The organism is Ochrobactrum sp. PL_is483, from assembly GCF_055816855.1.
The window spans coordinates 202,726-219,315 of record NZ_JBVPGS010000030.1 but is presented as its reverse complement, the minus strand read 5'-3'; the positions used below and the strand labels follow the sequence as shown (position 1 = coordinate 219,315).

The 16,590-nt window shown below is 58.1% G+C and carries 12 protein-coding genes; 8 read left to right on the top strand and 4 right to left on the bottom strand.

Features of this window, described 5'->3' with window-relative positions; translation table 11 throughout:
- Positions 1-463 precede the first annotated feature (463 nt).
- On the top strand, positions 464-1,603 hold the full coding sequence (locus tag AC0TNJ_RS07505; protein WP_473770729.1) for a porin: 1,140 nt from the start codon (positions 464-466) through the stop codon (positions 1,601-1,603).
- Between the two features lie 617 nt (positions 1,604-2,220).
- Here AC0TNJ_RS07505 and AC0TNJ_RS07500 read toward each other — a convergent pair.
- Together AC0TNJ_RS07500 and puuE are read right to left on the bottom strand one after the other, a co-directional pair.
- Positions 2,221-3,057 (bottom strand): bifunctional allantoicase/(S)-ureidoglycine aminohydrolase, encoded by an 837-nt coding sequence (locus AC0TNJ_RS07500; RefSeq protein WP_473768771.1) that lies wholly within the window; start codon positions 3,055-3,057, stop codon positions 2,221-2,223.
- Between the two features lie 105 nt (positions 3,058-3,162).
- A complete protein-coding gene (gene puuE / locus AC0TNJ_RS07495) occupies positions 3,163-4,590 on the bottom strand; it encodes an allantoinase PuuE (RefSeq protein WP_122000600.1) in 1,428 nt (475 codons plus the stop codon).
- A gap of 267 nt (positions 4,591-4,857) precedes the next feature.
- Here puuE and uraH point away from each other — a divergent pair, with 267 nt between their 5' ends.
- The 4 genes from uraH to xdhC are packed head-to-tail and all read left to right on the top strand — an operon-like array spanning position 4,858 to position 9,946.
- The gene (uraH, locus tag AC0TNJ_RS07490; protein WP_122000599.1) at positions 4,858-5,223 is read left to right on the top strand and encodes a hydroxyisourate hydrolase; all 366 of its coding nucleotides are present in this window, start codon (positions 4,858-4,860) and stop codon (positions 5,221-5,223) included.
- A gap of 17 nt (positions 5,224-5,240) precedes the next feature.
- Positions 5,241-6,719, top strand: a complete 1,479-nt coding sequence (gene xdhA, locus AC0TNJ_RS07485; protein WP_473770735.1) for a xanthine dehydrogenase small subunit — start codon at positions 5,241-5,243, stop codon at positions 6,717-6,719.
- Positions 6,720-6,729: 10 nt separating this feature from the next.
- The gene (xdhB, locus tag AC0TNJ_RS07480) at positions 6,730-9,084 is read left to right on the top strand and encodes a xanthine dehydrogenase molybdopterin binding subunit (RefSeq protein WP_473770728.1); all 2,355 of its coding nucleotides are present in this window, start codon (positions 6,730-6,732) and stop codon (positions 9,082-9,084) included.
- Between the two features lie 4 nt (positions 9,085-9,088).
- A complete protein-coding gene (gene xdhC / locus AC0TNJ_RS07475; RefSeq protein ID WP_473770727.1) occupies positions 9,089-9,946 on the top strand; it encodes a xanthine dehydrogenase accessory protein XdhC in 858 nt (285 codons plus the stop codon).
- A gap of 43 nt (positions 9,947-9,989) precedes the next feature.
- On the opposite strand, the gene AC0TNJ_RS07470 is transcribed toward xdhC, so the two are convergent.
- Positions 9,990-10,904 carry a LysR family transcriptional regulator gene (locus AC0TNJ_RS07470; protein ID WP_473768767.1) on the bottom strand — a complete coding sequence of 305 codons (915 nt, stop codon included), beginning with the start codon at positions 10,902-10,904 and terminating at the stop codon, positions 9,990-9,992.
- A 148-nt stretch (positions 10,905-11,052) separates the two neighbouring features.
- Here AC0TNJ_RS07470 and AC0TNJ_RS07465 point away from each other — a divergent pair, with 148 nt between their 5' ends.
- The gene (locus AC0TNJ_RS07465; RefSeq protein ID WP_473770726.1) at positions 11,053-12,288 is read left to right on the top strand and encodes a urate hydroxylase PuuD; all 1,236 of its coding nucleotides are present in this window, start codon (positions 11,053-11,055) and stop codon (positions 12,286-12,288) included.
- A 10-nt stretch (positions 12,289-12,298) separates the two neighbouring features.
- Positions 12,299-13,600, top strand: a complete 1,302-nt coding sequence (gene guaD / locus AC0TNJ_RS07460) for a guanine deaminase (RefSeq protein ID WP_473770725.1) — start codon at positions 12,299-12,301, stop codon at positions 13,598-13,600.
- A 189-nt stretch (positions 13,601-13,789) separates the two neighbouring features.
- On the opposite strand, the gene AC0TNJ_RS07455 is transcribed toward guaD, so the two are convergent.
- Complete coding sequence (locus AC0TNJ_RS07455; RefSeq protein WP_122000593.1) at positions 13,790-14,608, bottom strand: IclR family transcriptional regulator; 819 nt, start codon at positions 14,606-14,608, stop codon at positions 13,790-13,792.
- A gap of 183 nt (positions 14,609-14,791) precedes the next feature.
- Between AC0TNJ_RS07455 and gcl the strand changes: the two genes are divergently transcribed.
- On the top strand, positions 14,792-16,576 hold the full coding sequence (gene gcl / locus AC0TNJ_RS07450; protein WP_473770724.1) for a glyoxylate carboligase: 1,785 nt from the start codon (positions 14,792-14,794) through the stop codon (positions 16,574-16,576).
- The last annotated feature ends 14 nt before the right edge of the window (positions 16,577-16,590 follow it).

Below are 16,590 nucleotides of genomic sequence, written 5' to 3'. Positions count from 1 at the left end.
GTCGCCTGCCAATGCCTGCTGCAAGCCGCCGCACAGAACATCAAGAAGATCGCCATGGTCCTGACAAAGACGCCAAAGGCAGCCAGCGCATGAGCGGCTACAGCCGTTTGCAACTCCTCGCCAGTGCAGTCACAAAACGCGACCCCCTCCCAAAAACAAAACCCGCCGAAAAATATGGCGGGTTTGTCAGCGGTCTGACGGGGCCTTCGGGCCCCGTTTTTTTGTTTCCCGTCATGCAAGAGCATAATAAATTACATAAAAGTTGCTAGTGTAAATATATTACAAATATTAATTGGGAAAAATATTATAAATAGTTTATTGTTACTAAGTAAAGTAATCCATAATTAGTGTCAGAATAGACACATATGCTTTCATAAAGGACTATTTATTCTAAAATTGGAATTGATGATTTTGAATAATTCATTCTATCACGTCTCGTCTGAAAAATTCTGGAGACAGTGAAATGAAAATCAAGAGCTTGTTGTTCGGCTCGACCGCAGCGCTGGTTGCTACCACGGGGGCATATGCTGCGGATGCTATTGTAGCGCCGGAGCCTGAATCCGTTGAATATGTTCGCGTTTGCGATGCCTATGGCGCGGGATTTTTCTACATTCCGGGCACAGAAACCTGCCTGCGCATATCCGGCTATGTCCGCTACGACTTGAAGGGCGGCGATAATGTCTACGGTCGCGGCTTTGTCGATGATAAGGGTAAGGTCGATACGGGCCGTGATACCTGGGAGAACAAGGCCCGCTTTACGCTGCGTCTCTCCACGGCTTCGGAAACCGAGCTCGGCACCCTGAAGACCTATGCCGAAACCCGATATGATTGGGCCGATGGTGTTGATGGTTCGACCGGTTCTCTGCGCTTTGCCTATATCCAGCTTGGCGGCCTGCGTCTCGGTCTCGATGAATCAGCTTTCGTTACCTTTCCGGGTTATCTCGGCGACGTCAAGAACGATGACGTGATCCTCGCTGGCGGTTATCGCACCAATCTGATCAGCTATACGTTCACCGGCGGCAACGGCTTCTCCGCCATCCTGTCGCTCGAACAGGGCAACAATGAAGATACGGACAATAAATACGGCTTCAACGGCGTCATCAAGGATTACACGCCGCATGTTGTCGGTGGCCTGAAATACGAAGGCGGTTGGGGCAAGATCGCAGGCGTCGCCGCCTATGATGCCCGTAACGAAGAGTGGGCAGGGAAGGTTCGCGCCGACGTGAACATTACGGACCGTTTCTCGGTTTGGGCAATGGGCGGCTACAAGTCCAACAAGGACGAATACATCACGCAGACCGACAGCAGCGGCAACGTGCTTGGCTCGGTTCGCGCGATCAGCAGCTTCTACGGCACCTGGGGCGGCGATTGGGCTGTCTGGGGTGGTGCAGCATTCAAGGCGACCGATAAGGCCGTCATCAATGCGCAGGTCGCCTATGATGGCACCAGCACTTTCGCCGCCACTGCCAACGTAGCCTATGAAATGGTTCCGGGCTTCACGGTTACGCCGGAAGTTTCCTATACCAAGTGGCAGGACAGCAAGTCCTACCTCAACGGCAAGGATGCCGTTCAGGGCATGGTCCGCTTCCAGCGCTCCTTCTGATGCTGATATGGGAGGCCGGAGTGGCCTCCCATTTTGCCTGAGCATTTCCGAGCAAAAGTGTGAAACGGTTTGCGTTCGTAAATGCGGAGAAATCCACTAGGTGTGCGGCCCCACGATTCCGTTAAAACAGGAACCGCTCCAAGCAATAAATTTATCTGCTTGCTCCGATGTGACAGCCTGGGAATACTTTAAAAATTTATTGCCTCGATAAAATATCGAGTTGAATAGAATATTATTGAAAAACGAAATGAAATAACGGTCAGACCATTTTTAGTATGGAAAAATTGTAATTTGCATTTTTATGTTCTTATACTATGTTTGATGAACCATTCGATAGCGTAGAAGGACTGCGCTGTTTACAATTCTGATCTCCAGTCGGATGAATGGTACGGCGAGCTTCGGCTCGCCGTTTTTGTTTTCGGCGCATTGGAGCGCGAGAAATGGAAAAGGCCGGACTGATCCGGCCTTTCCACTGTGTGGCTGCGTTGGAGATACTATGGACTGACTGGCACGTCCTAGAGCATTTCCAGCAAAAGTGTGAAACTGTTTGCGTTCGGAAATGCGGAGAAAAAAATAGATAGAGCGGTTCTGACGATTCCGTTAAAATAGGAACCGCTCTATCGCGAGAGCTTCATGTGCCGGTTGACGTCCTTATAGAGCAGGTAGCGGAACTTGCCCGGACCGCCTGCGTAACAGGCCTGCGGGCAGAAGGCGCGCAGCCACATGAAGTCGCCGGCTTCCACTTCCACCCAGTCCTGATTGAGCCGATAGACCGCCTTGCCTTCCAGCACGTAAAGCCCGTGTTCCATCACATGGGTTTCGGCAAAAGGAATGACGCCGCCCGGCTCAAGCGTGACGATGGTTACATGCATGTCATGGCGCAGATCGTTCGGGTCGACAAAGCGCGTCGTGGCCCATGCGCCATTGGTATCCGGCATGGGATTGGGGGCGATGTCCTTTTCGTTGAGGAAGAGCGGCTCTGGAACGTCGAGGCCGTCGACATATTCATACGCTTTGCGCACCCAGTGGAAACGGGCCGTCGCCGCGCCGTTGTTGCGCAACGTCCAGCCGCTCTTCGGCGGCAGATAGGCATAGCCGCCCTCGGTCAGCGTGTGGGTCTTGCCTGCAACCGTTACCGAAACCTCGCCTTCCACCACGAACAGCACGCCTTCCGCGCCTTCATCCAGTTCGGCGCGGTCGCTGCCGCCGCCCGGCTGCACTTCCATGATGTATTGCGAGAAGGTCTCGGCAAAGCCGGAGAGGGGACGCGCGATCACCCAGGCCCGTGTCTTGTCCCAGAAGGGCAGGAAACTGGTCACGATGTCGCTGAACGTACCCTTGGGGATGATCGCATAGGCTTCGGTGAACATGGCGCGATCGGTGAGAAGCTGGGTCTGCGGCGGCAATCCGCCCGTCGGTGCATAATAGGTGCGAGTGTTCTTGTCGTTGCCCATGGGGAATTCCTTATGTGAGAAGCTGGCATTCGCGGCGCGTCAAAAGGCCAGTCATGAAATCGTAGATTGAAAGCGCCCGGAAGCGAACCTTCCGGGCGGCGGGGATCAGTAGAGCGCTTCGGGCAGAATATCCTTGAGGCGCAGGTGAGCGATGCGTTCCACCTGGGCGCAGGCCGTTTCAAATTCCGTATCGCGGTCATTGGAAACGCGGCGCTGGAAGGTGTCGAGGATTTCCTTCTTGTTGCGTCCCCTTACAGCGATAATGAAGGGAAAGCCGAATTTCGCGGTATAGGCGTCGTTCAGTTCGGTGAATGCCTGCTTCTCCGCGTCGGTCAGCGCGTCGAGACCGGCCCCGGCCTGCTCGGCGGTGGATTCCGCAGTCAGCCGCTTTGCCTGCGCCAGCTTGCCCGCAAGGTCGGGGTGCGCTTTCAGCACAGCCAGCCGTTCTTCAGGCGTGGCGGCGCGGAACACCTTGGTCATGGCTGCGGCGAGGCCAGAAGCGGTATCTTCCTCAAGGGTAAAGCCCGCATCATAGGCCCGTTCCGCGATCCATGGCGAATGCTCGAAAATGCTGCCATAGCGCGCGACGAATTCATCTTTACCGGCCTTCGATGGCACGACATCGGCAGTGACAGGCTTGTAGTTTTCGTGCCAGTGGCGGGCAATATCGACGCGCTTGGCGACCCATACCTTGTCGTGGCTCTGCACGTAATCCAGGAACCGTTCGAGCGCTGCGACACGGCCAGGGCGCCCGACAAGGCGGCAATGCAGGCCGATGGACATCATCTTCGGCGCGCCTTCCGCGCCTTCGCGGTAAAGCACGTCGAACGTGTCTTTCAGATAGGTGAAGAACTGGTCGCCGGAGTTGAAGCCCTGCGGCGTTGCAAAACGCATGTCATTGGCGTCCAGCGTATAGGGCACGATCAGATGCGGGCCTTTCGGCCCCTGAACCCAGTAAGGCAGTTCGTCGGCATAGGAATCGGCGGAATAGAGGAAACCGCCTTCTTCCATCACCAGTTTCAGCGTGTTGTCGGAAGGTTTGCCCTGATAGATGCCGAGCGGACGCGAGCCGGTGAGTTCGGTGTGAAGACGAACGGCTTCGCGGATATGTTCGCGCTCGATCTCTTCGGGAACATCCTTATATTCCCACCAGCGCAAGCCGTGGCTGGCGATTTCCCAGTCGGCTTCCTTCATGGCTGCGACGGCTTCCGGATTGCGCGCCATGGCAAGTGTCACGCCATAGACGGTAACGGGCATGTTGCGGCGGGTGAAGGCGCGCCACAGGCGCCAGAAGCCGGAACGGGCGCCATATTCGTAGATGGATTCCATGTTGAGGTTGCGCTGGTCTTTCCAGGCTTGCGCGCCGACAATCTCGGACAGGAGGCATTCGGAGGCCGGATCGCCGTCGAGAACGCAGGATTCGCCGCCTTCCTCATAGTTGACGACGAATTGAACAGCGATATTGGCTCCTCCCGGCCAGCGCGGATCTGGCGTGTTGCGCCCGTAGCCGACGAGATTGCGCGGATATTTCATTGCAAATCTTCCCTCATTTCGTTCATTTCGCCTATGATAATAAAGATTTACCGCTCTTATTCCCCTTCAAAAATTTGAAAGACATCCAACGATACCCATCTTCCCCTATGCAGCAGATAGCGAAATACTGAATGCTGGGAACATGGTGTGGTTTGCGGCCCCCATAGCCAGCGGCGACGTTGGGCAGAAATAAACCACCAGAAATCAAAAGCTTGCAACATTTTCCAGTGTTCGTCACGAGAGAATCAGCAAGCTGCAGGAGTGCAAATGGGTCAGGAAAAGAGCGGTAGTGGCCGGTTGACGACGCATGTCCTCGATACGGTAAGCGGCAAACCGGCGGCAAATCTGCGCATCGAATTGCGCCGCGTCGGAAATCAACAGGCAGAGACCATCCGGGAAATCCGCACCAATGACGACGGCCGTTGCGGCGAGCCGCTGCTGTCGGGCGAGAATTTGCGGACAGGCTCCTACGAGCTTCTCTTCCATGTCGGCGAATATTTCGGCAAGACCGAAGGTGTCGTGCCGTTCCTCGATGTCGTTCCCCTGCGCTTTGGCATTTCCGATGAAAAGGCGCATTATCATGTGCCGCTTCTCGTTTCGCCCTTTTCCTATTCCACCTATCGCGGGAGCTAAGCGCCATGAACCAGCCGGTGCATCAGTCTGTGCGACACACCATCCGCTTTCTTCTGAACGGTGAAAAGATCGAACTCGACCGTGTTTCGCCGACCGAAACGCTGCTCGACTATTTGCGCCTGTCCGCCAAGCTGCGTGGCACCAAGGAAGGTTGCGGCGAAGGCGATTGTGGCGCGTGCACGGTGCTGGTCGGCAAGATTTGCGATGGCAAGCTCGTTTATGAAAGCGTCAATGCCTGCATCCGCTTCATGGGTTCGCTCGATGGCTGCCATGTGGTGACAATCGAGCATCTGCGCGGCAGCGACGGCGGCCTGCATCCGGTGCAAAAGGCTATGATCGAGTTTCACGGCTCGCAATGCGGCTTCTGCACACCGGGCTTCGTCATGTCGCTCTATGCTTTGTGGATGCGCGAACCGAAGCCTGCCGATGCGCAGATTGAAAAGGCCTTGCAGGGCAATCTTTGCCGCTGTACGGGCTACGAGGCCATCATGCGTGCCGCCCGCGCCATTTCCGACTATGGCACGGCCATGGAAGACCCGCTCGCAGCCGAGCGCGCCCATGTTCTTGAACAATTGACGGCGATGCGTGATGGCGTGCGGGTGGAAGTGGGCGAAGGCAAGGATCGGTTGATCGTGCCTGCCGATCTCGACGATTTTGCCACCATTCTGGCGGCCGAACCAAAGGCGACCATCGTTGCGGGTTCGACCGATGTGGGCCTGTGGGTTACGAAGATGATGCGCGACATTTCTCCGGTCGTCTTCATCGGCCATCTGGAGGAACTGCGCTCCATCCGCGAGGACAATGGCGTTGTCACCATCGGCGCAGGCGTGACCTATACGGAAGCGTTCGGTTTTCTCGCAAAGCGCATTCCCCAGCTTGGGCAACTCATCAACCGCATCGGCGGCGAGCAGGTGCGCAATATGGGCACGATCGGCGGCAATATCGCCAATGGTTCGCCGATTGGCGACACCCCGCCACCCCTGATCGCACTCAATGCTACGCTGACCTTGCGCAAAGGGGCGGAGCGCCGCACCATACCGCTGGAAGAGTTCTTCATCGCCTATGGCAAGCAGGATCGTCAGCCGGGCGAATTCGTCGAAGCCGTGCATGTGACGGTTCCGGCGAAAGGCAGCCATTTTGCCATTTACAAGGTGTCGAAGCGCTTCGAGGAAGACATCACCGCGACGCTGGGTAGCTTCCACCTGACGCTCGACGCGGTGGGCAATGTGGAAACAATTCGCATCGCCTATGGCGGCATGGCGGCCACGCCGAAGCGGGCAAACGCGGTGGAAGCGGCACTAATGGGCAAACCATGGACCGAGGCCACGGTAGAAGCGGCATTGGAAGCCTATTCGCAAGATTATACGCCCTTGAGCGATATGCGCGCGACGGCGGATTACCGGCTGCTCGCGGCGCGCAATCTGTTGCGGCGTTTCTTCGCCGAAACGGAAGGCAGTTACACGCCGCTGCGCGCGGCGGAAATCGCTGTGGCGTGAGGAGGCAATCATGAACAAGCATCCTGCAAGTGAATTGAAAGCTGCCCGCATTGTCGGCGGCGTTGCGACCGACCAGAAGCATGACTCCGCCCACAAGCATGTGACGGGAACGGCCGTCTATATCGACGATATTCCGGAGCCCGAAGGCACGTTGCATATCGGGATCGGCTATTCCTCCGTCGCACATGGCTCTTTCAAGTCGATTGATTTGTCGGCAGTGCGCGCCGCGCCCGGCGTGATCGACGTGCTGACCTATAAGGACGTGCCCGGCGAAAACGACGTCTCGCCCTCGGGCATGCATGACGATCCGATCTTTGCCGTCGACAAGGTCGAGTTCCACGGCCAGCCGATCTTTGCGGTGATCGCCAAAACCCGCGATCAGGCACGCCGCGCCGCGCGTCTGGCGAAAATCGAATATGAGGAAACGCCGGGTATCTATTCCATCAGCGCGCTGGACGGTCTGAAGGACAGGCTCGTCACCACGCCGCTGACGCTGAAGCGCGGCGATGCACGCGCGGCCATCGACGCCGCGCCGCATCGCATCAAGAACCGCATGTATCTCGGCGGGCAGGATCACTTTTATCTGGAAGGCCAGGTTTCGCTGGCCGTCCCCGGCGAGGACGAGGACGTCACCGTCTATTGTTCCACGCAGGGACCGACTGAAACCCAGCATCTGGTTGCGCACGCGCTCGGCGTTCCGAGCCATTCCGTGACGGTGGAAGTGCGCCGCATGGGCGGTGGTTTCGGCGGCAAGGAAACGCAGGCCAACCAGTGGGCGGCGATTGCGGCAATTGCCGCCAAGAAGCACAAGCGCGCCATGAAGATCAGGCTCGACCGCGACGAGGACATGACCTCGACCGGCAAGCGCCACGACTTCATCATCGACTATGAAGTCGGCTTCGACGACGACGGCAATATTCTGGGCATCGACTATCTGTTTGCGCTGAATGCCGGTTTCTCGGCAGACCTTTCCGGGCCGGTCGGCGACCGCGCATTGTTTCACTGTGACAATGCCTATTTCTTCCCGGCGGTGCATGCGCAGTCGGCGCCGCTCTATACGAACACGGTTTCCAACACAGCGTTTCGCGGCTTTGGCGGCCCGCAGGGCATGGTCGGCGCGGAACGCGTGATCGATGAGGTGGCGTTCGCCGTCGGCAAGGACCCGCTCGAAATCCGCAAGCGCAATTTCTACGACGAGATGGGGAAGGATGGCACGCGCAATGTCACGCCCTACCACCAGAAGGTCGAGGATTGCATCATCCAGCGCATCGTTGCGGAACTGGAGGAAAGCGCGGATTACGCAAAGCGCCGCGAGGCGATCCGCGAATTCAACGCGAAAAGCCGCTATATGAAACGCGGTATCGCACTGACGCCGGTAAAATTCGGCATTTCCTTCACCAAGACGGAGTCCAATCAGGCTGGCGCTCTGGTGCATGTCTATAATGACGGCTCGGTGCATATGAACCATGGCGGCACGGAAATGGGGCAGGGGCTTCATATGAAGGTGGCGCAGGTTGTGGCCGAGGAATTCCAGATCGACATCGACCGGGTGAAGATCACCGCGACCACCACCGCCAAGGTGCCCAACACGGCGCCGACGGCGGCTTCTTCCGGTGCCGATTTGAACGGCATGGCAGCGCAGGACGCCGCCCGCCAGATCAAGAAACGCCTCATCCATTTTGCGGCACAGCAATATCAGGTGCCGGAAGATCAGATCGTCTTTCTTCCCAACCGCGTTCGGGTCGGCAATCAGGAAATCAGCTTCAACGATCTTGTGAAGCAGGCTTTTATCGGTCGCGTGCAGCTTTCGGCGGCAGGCCATTACAAGACGCCGAAAATCCACTGGGACCGCGCCAAGGGCCGCGGCCACGCCTTCTATTACTATGCTTACGGAGCGGCCTGTTCCGAAGTTTCCGTCGATACTCTGACTGGCGAATATGTGGTGGAGCGCACCGATATTCTGCATGATACGGGGCGTTCCCTGAACCGCGCCATCGATATCGGCCAGGTTGAAGGCGGCTTCGTGCAAGGCATGGGCTGGCTGACGACCGAGGAGCTTGTATGGGACGACAAGGGGCGGCTTCGCACCCATGCGCCTTCCACCTACAAGATCCCGCTGGCTTCCGACCGGCCCAAGATCTTCAATGTCGCGCTGACCGACTGGTCGGAAGCCTATGAGCCGACGATCCATCGCTCCAAGGCCGTCGGCGAGCCGCCGCTGCCGCTGGGCCTGTCGGTGCTGCATGCTCTGGCCGATGCCGTCGCCAGCGTTGCCGATCACAAGGTCTGCCCGCGTCTTGATGCGCCTGCGACGCCGGAACGTGTGCTGATGGCCATCGAACGGCTCCGCAAACAAAAGGGCTAGGGAAATGCCGGGCGCACGCGACGATATCCGGGCTTTTCTCAACCGGCGTTCTGCCCGGAATTCTCAGGACTGCGTGCTGGTTGAAGTCACCGACGTGAAAGGCTCCGCGCCCCGCAATGCGGGGGCGTGGATGCTGGTGGCCCGCAACATGATCTTCCGGACTATCGGCGGCGGTCAGCTTGAATATATGGCGATCGATCATGCCCGGAAAATCCTGGCTGGCGGCAAGGACACACCCATGGACGTTCCACCCATGAATGTGGCATTGGGCCCGGAAATCGGCCAGTGCTGCGGCGGAAGGGTGGGCTTGAGCTTCAGGCGGGTGAACCGCGGGCTGACGGATGAACTTGTCAGCAAGGTGGATGCTGAAATAGCAACGCGTCCGCATGTCTATATCTTCGGTGCGGGCCATGTCGGTAATGCGCTGGCCCATGCGCTTTCGCTTACACCCGTCCGGGTCGTTCTGGTGGATACACGGGAAGCAGAGCTGATGGCCTGCGATGTGCCGGGGGTCGAAACCTGTCTTTCAGCCATGCCCGAGCAGGTGGTGCGTTCCGCGCCGCCGGGCAGCGCTTTCATCATCCTCACCCACGACCATGCGCTGGATTTCCTGATCGCCGCCGAAGCATTGCAGCGGCGCGATGCGGTCTATGTCGGCATGATCGGTTCGAAGACCAAGAAGGCCACTTTCAAAAATTGGTTGAAACGCGAGGTCGCAGACGAAGATTTATTTGAAAATCTCGTGTGTCCGGTCGGCGGTACGGTCGTGAAGGATAAAAGACCGGAAGTAATCGCGGCGCTGGCCGCAGCCGAAGTCCTGACAGCTGTTCTGGCATCCGCCCGTATAGCGCAGCCCGCCTGATCCGGCGGGCTTTTTCAACTGCATTAGAGCGGTTTGAACCGCCCTATGCCAAAGCCTCGCGGATCAGCCGCTGGCACCGTTCCGTCATGAAATCGATGATGAGGCGCACCTTCGGGTCCTGAAAGCGCTTGTGCGGATAGATCGCAGCAAGCTGGATCGGGGCCGGTGGCGTGCTTTCGAGGATGGGGACCAGCCGTCCGTCGCGGATATATTCCTTCACTTCGAACAGCGGCTTGTTGATGATGCCCCGCCCGCCGAGCGCCCATTGCGTCAGCACGTCGCCGTCGTCCGAGTCGTAAGGCCCGGTGACTTCGAACTTGCGCAACCCTTCCGGCGTTTGCAGCGACCAGTAATATTCCTTCGAGCCCGGAAAGCGCAGCAGAAGACAATCATGCTTGTCGCCAAGCAGCTCGTCCGGTGACTGCGGAACCCCGTGTTTCTCCAGATATTCAGGCGCCGCGCAGATCACGCGCTCGCAATTCATGATGCCGCGCATGCGCAGGTTCGAGTTTTCCAGAACGCCGAGCTTGAAGGCCACATCGACACCTTCGCTCATGATGTCCACTTCATGATCCGACAGGCGAAGCCGCACTTCGATATCCGGATATTTGTCGTGAAACTCCGGAATGCCGGATGCAATCAGCCGTCTGCCGAAGCCGAGTGGCGCGGTGATGCGAATCGATCCCTTCGGATTTTTCGCCAGTTCCGCCACGGCCGCTTCCGCTTCATCCACAGCTTCGAGGATTTTCAATGCGCCGTCATAGAATACGCGGCCATGTTCGGTCGGCGTGAGTTTGCGCGTCGTCCTGTTGAAGAGCCTCACTCCCAGATGCTTCTCCAACTCCTTGATTCGATTGCTTGCAACTGCCGGCGATGCGCGCTGGTCGCGCCCCGCCGCAGATAGATTTCCCAATTCGACAACGCGCACAAAAACGCGCAGATTATCAAGATATGACATGCGGACTTCCACCAATTGTATATTTTTTTTTGAAAGTGCTGGTCGTGATGTGACGTTCCCTGAACCTGATTCCTTTGGCACATAATGCAACAACGAACAATGGGCTAAGAATTGGCTCAAGAAACGGGATAAGAAATGGGAGTCCCTGATGTATGATTTTGCCGTAGCCTGGGACTGGCTGGGCTTCGCAGCGCGGTGGCTGCACGTGATTACCGCGATTGCGTGGATCGGCTCGTCCTTTTATTTCATCGCGCTCGATCTGGGCTTGCGCCAGCGTCCCGGCTTGCCGGAAGGTGCGCATGGCGAGGAATGGCAGGTCCATGGCGGTGGTTTCTACCACATCCAGAAATATCTCGTCGCGCCCGCGCAGATGCCGGAACACCTGACCTGGTTCAAATGGGAATCCTATGCCACATGGCTGTCGGGCTTCACGCTGCTCTGCATCGTCTATTATGCTGGCGCTGATCTGTACCTGATCGATCCGAATGTTCTCGATGTTTCGCGCCCGGTCGCCATCGGCATTTCGATTGCTTCGCTGGCCTTCGGCTGGATCGCCTACAACACGATCTGCAAGCTCATGCTCGGCAAGAGTGACACGCTTTTGATGGTGCTTCTCTATGTCATCCTCGTGCTGGTGGCCTGGGGTTATACGCACCTGTTCACCGGACGCGCAGCCTTCCTGCATCTGGGCGCATTCACCGCGACGATCATGTCCGCCAACGTGTTCATGATCATCATTCCGAACCAGAAGATCGTGGTGGCCGATCTGATCGCTGGCCGCAAGCCGGACCCGAAATACGGCAAGATCGCCAAGCAGCGCTCGACGCATAACAACTATCTGACGCTGCCGGTTCTGTTCCTGATGCTGTCGAACCACTATCCGCTGGCTTTCGGAACCGAGTTCAACTGGATCATCGCTTCGCTGGTGTTCCTGATGGGCGTCACGATCCGCCACTGGTTCAACACGCAGCACGCTCGCAAGGGCAGCCCGACCTGGACCTGGCTCGTCACGGTCATCCTGTTCATCGTCATCATCTGGCTCTCGACGGTGCCGAAGGTGCTGACCGGCAAGCCGGAAGAACAGAAGGTCTCGGCCTTGCAGCAGTCTTTCATCTCGGACCCGCACTTCGGAAAAGTGCGGGATACTGTTCTGGGGCGCTGCGCCATGTGCCACGCCAAGGAGCCGGGCTGGGAAGGCATTATTGCGCCGCCGAAGGGCGTTGTGCTGGAAACCGACCGGGACATTGCGGCCCATGCGCGTGAAATCTATTTGCAGGCAGGCCGCTCTCATGCCATGCCGCCCGCCAATGTGACCGGCGTGAGCGCTGAAGAGCGCCAGCTTCTTGCCTCCTGGTATCAGTCCGCCACGCAAGGCCAGAAATAAGGACAATTTGATGACCAAGCTTCTGATCCGCGGCCGCGTGCTGACCTTTCGTGACGAGCCGCAAAGCCTCGATGACAAGGCCGCCTACCGCTATATCGAAGACGGCGCCGTTCTGGTCGAAGATGGCCGTATCCTGCGTCTTGGGGATTATGCTGAAGTAAGTCGCGAGGCAGGCAGCGACGTAAAAGTCGCCGACCATCGCCCGCACCTGATCCTGCCGGGCTTCATCGATACGCATATCCATTATCCGCAGACGCAGGTCGTCGCTTCCTATGCGGCCAATCTGCTGGAATGGCTCAACACCTATACGTTCGTGGCCGAGCAGAAATTTGCCGACGAGCAGCATGCCGAATTTATCGCGGAGCGCTTTCTTGACGAGCTGATCCGCCACGGCACCACCACGGCGGTTGCCTATTGCTCGGTGCATCCGCAGAGCGTCGATGCTTATTTCCGCGCCTCGCAGCATCGCAACATGCGCATGCTCGGCGGCAAGGTGATGATGGACCGCAATGCGCCGCCTGCACTTTGCGATACGGCGCAGTCCGGCTATGACGATACGAAAGCGCTGATCGCGCGCTGGCAGGGCAAGGGCCGCCTCGATTATGTGATAACGCCGCGCTTCGCGATCACCTCCACGCCGGAACAGCTTGAGGCAAGCCAGGCGCTTGTCCGGGAACACCCCGGCAGCTACATCCAGACGCATCTGTCGGAAAACCACGACGAGATCACCTTCACCAAGTCGCTCTACCCGGATGCGCCGGATTACCTCGGCATTTACGAGCATTACGGCCTTCTGGGAAACAAGACCCTGCTCGGCCATTCCATCCATCTGGAAGAACGCGAAGTGCGCGTCATGGCGGAAACCGGCTCGGTTGCCGTCTTCTGCCCGACCTCGAACCTGTTCCTCGGCTCTGGCCTTTTCGACCGGGATCGCCTGAAAGCATCGGGCGTGCGCATGGCGGTGGCGACCGATGTCGGCGGCGGCACCAGTTTCTCCATGCTGCGCACCATGGATGAGGGTTACAAGGTTCTGCAATTGCGCGAACAGCGCCTGAACCCGTTCCAGTCCTTCTATATGATGACGCTTGGCAATGCCCGCGCGCTTTCGATGGAAGACAGGATCGGCACGCTGGATGAAGGCACGGAAGCCGATATCGTCGTGCTGGATTCGTCCGCCACGTCACCGATGCGGCTGCGCATGGCGGCTGGCGCGACGCTGGAGCAGGAGCTCTTCCTGTTGCAGACATTGGGCGATGACCGTGCCGTCATCGAAACCTATGTGGCGGGAAAGCCGCTCAAGGCTGAACTATAAAGCTTCATCGCTGCGCTTCCCCCTCATCCTGAGGTGCGGAGCGAAGCGAAGCCTCGAAGGACGAGGGCACGCGCAGCGCGGTTTCCCTCAGCCCTTCGAGACGCTCCCCTTCGACAAGCTCGGGGAAGCTCCTCAGGATGAGGGAAAGAGGGGCGCAGAGCGTCGATTAGCCCAAATTCACTGTGCGCGTTAAAACTCTTCCGGGCGCTTGCCGCCGATAGCTCTGGTGAGTTCGTCGGCGGTTGCGCGGATCAGCGGCCCGAATTCCTCAAGCTTCTTTTTCGGCAGGCGTACGGCAGGGCCGGAAACGGAAATGCCCGCAATCGCCTCTCCATATTCATTGAAGATGGGAGCGGCGATGCAGCACATGCCGAGCGTGTGCTCTTCATCGTCAACAGACCAGCCACGCGTCCGGGTGGCCTGAATGTCTTTCAACAGCGCAGGCAGGCTGTCGAGCGTGCGCTGCGTAAAATGTTCCAGCGTGCGCCCCGAAAGCGCATGCGCGATTTCCTTGTCCGACCAGGTGGACAATATGGCCTTGCCGATCCCGGATGCATGGATAGGCCCGCGCCGTCCGGGCCGGAAAAAGGCGCGCATCGGCGCATGGCTTTCAATCTGCGAGATAAACACCACATCGCCGCCGTCCTCGACGCCGATATTGGCGGTCTCGCCTGTCGTTTCCATCAATGTCTTGAGATAGGGCCGTGACAGAATGCCGAGCTTGCGGAACCGGCGAAAGGCATTGCCGATTTCAAAAGCCTTCACGCCGATAGTCCAGTCTCCGCTTTCCAGATCGTGGGAAACCATCCCATGATTTGCCAGCGACGACAGAAGCCGGTGCACGGTCGAAGGGGCCATGCCGCTCTCCTCGGCGAGGTCGGTCAGCGTTGACCCGTCATTTTCAGCAATCAGCGCCAAAAGCTTCAGGCTCCGGTCGAGAACCTGCACAGACGAGGGCGCAGCGTTTTCCGCCGCCTTGCGACCCCGCTTTACCTTTGCCTGCTCCATCGACTGTCTCCGAATCCCGCCTCAACTCAGAAAATACCACTATCGCATCCATTGCCGGTCGGAAAGGGAGCTGCGGATTATCTCCATTCCGTTGAAAATCTTTATTTCCATATAATGGTATGCATTTCCATTTTTTGATAATAGCATTGGTAAATGGATTAGAGTTCCATAGGAGGAATGGCCATGGCCAGAATGCGTGCAGTCGATGCAGCCGTGCTTGTGCTGGAAAAAGAAGGGATCAATTGTGCCTTCGGTGTACCGGGCGCAGCGATCAATCCATTTTATTCGGCGATGAAGGCGCGCGGCTCGATCCGCCACATACTGGCGCGTCATGTCGAGGGCGCTTCGCATATGGCGGAAGGCTATACGCGCGCCAAGCATGGCAATATAGGCCTGTGCATCGGCACCTCCGGCCCCGCCGGAACGGATATGATTACGGGTCTCTATTCGGCTTCCGCCGATTCGATCCCGATCCTCTGCATCACCGGGCAGGCCCCGCGCGCGCGTCTCGACAAGGAAGACTTTCAGGCGGTCGATATCGCCAAGATCGCAGCCCCTGTCACCAAGTGGGCGGTAACGGTCATGGAACCGGCATTGGTGCCTTACGTCTTCCAGAAGGCGTTCCATATCATGAAGTCGGGCCGTCCCGGTCCGGTCCTGATCGACCTGCCGATTGACGTCCAGCTTGCCGAAATCGAATTCGACATCGACACCTATCAGCCGATGGAAGCCTACAAGCCCGCCGCAACGCGGGCGCAGGCTGAAAAGGCGCTCGCCATGCTGAACGAGGCGGAACGCCCGTTGATCGTCGCGGGCGGCGGCATCATCAATGCCGGTGCATCCGATCTTCTGGTCGAATTCGCCGAGATTACCGGCATTCCGGTCATCCCGACCCTGATGGGCTGGGGCGTCATTCCTGACGATCATCGCCTGATGGCGGGCATGTGCGGCCTCCAGACCTCGCACCGCTATGGCAATGCCAATCTGCTGGCCTCCGATGTCGTCATCGGCATCGGCAACCGCTGGGCGAACCGTCATACGGGCAATGTCGACACCTACCGGAAGGACCGCAAGTTCATCCATATCGACATCGAGCCGACCCAGATCGGCCGTGTCTTCGCGCCGGATTTCGGCATCGTTTCGGATGCGGGCAAGGCGCTGAAGCTGCTGCTCGACATTGCGACGGAATGGAAGTCGGCAGGCAAGCTGCGCGACTGGTCGGGCTGGGCGAAGGAATGCCAGGAGCGCAAGCGCACCATGCTGCGCAAGACGCATTTCGACCAGACGCCGCTGAAGCCGCAGCGTGTTTATGAAGAGATGAACAAGGCGTTCGGCCGCGACACCTGCTATGTGACGACCATCGGCCTCAGCCAGATCGCGGGCGCGCAGTTCCTGCATGTCTATCGTCCGCGCAACTGGATAAATTGCGGTCAGGCCGGTCCGCTTGGCTGGACGCTGCCTGCGGCTCTGGGGGTTCGGGCTGCCGATCCCGATCGCCCGATTGTTGCGCTTTCCGGCGATTATGATTTCCAGTTCCTCATCGAAGAACTGGCGGTCGGGGCACAGCACAAGCTGCCTTACATCCATGTGGTCGTGAACAATTCCTATCTCGGCCTCATCCGGCAGGCGCAGCGCGGCTTCAACATGGATTTCGAAGTGAGCCTAGCCTTCGACAACATCAATGCCGATGGCGATGCGGAAAAGGGCTATGGCGTCGATCACGTGGCGGTCGCTGAAGGTCTCGGCTGCAAGGCGATCCGGGTGCGCAGCCCCAACCAGTTCGCCGAAAGTTTTGAACAGGCAAAAGCGCTGATGGCCGAGCATCAGGTGCCGGTTGTTCTGGAATTCATCCTCGAACGCGTTACCAATATTTCCATGGGTGTCGACATCGATCAGGTTGTCGAATTCGAGGAACTGGCCGAACGTGGCGAAGATGCGCCGACTGCGATTGCGGCATTGTTGGACTAAATTCAGAGGAGATA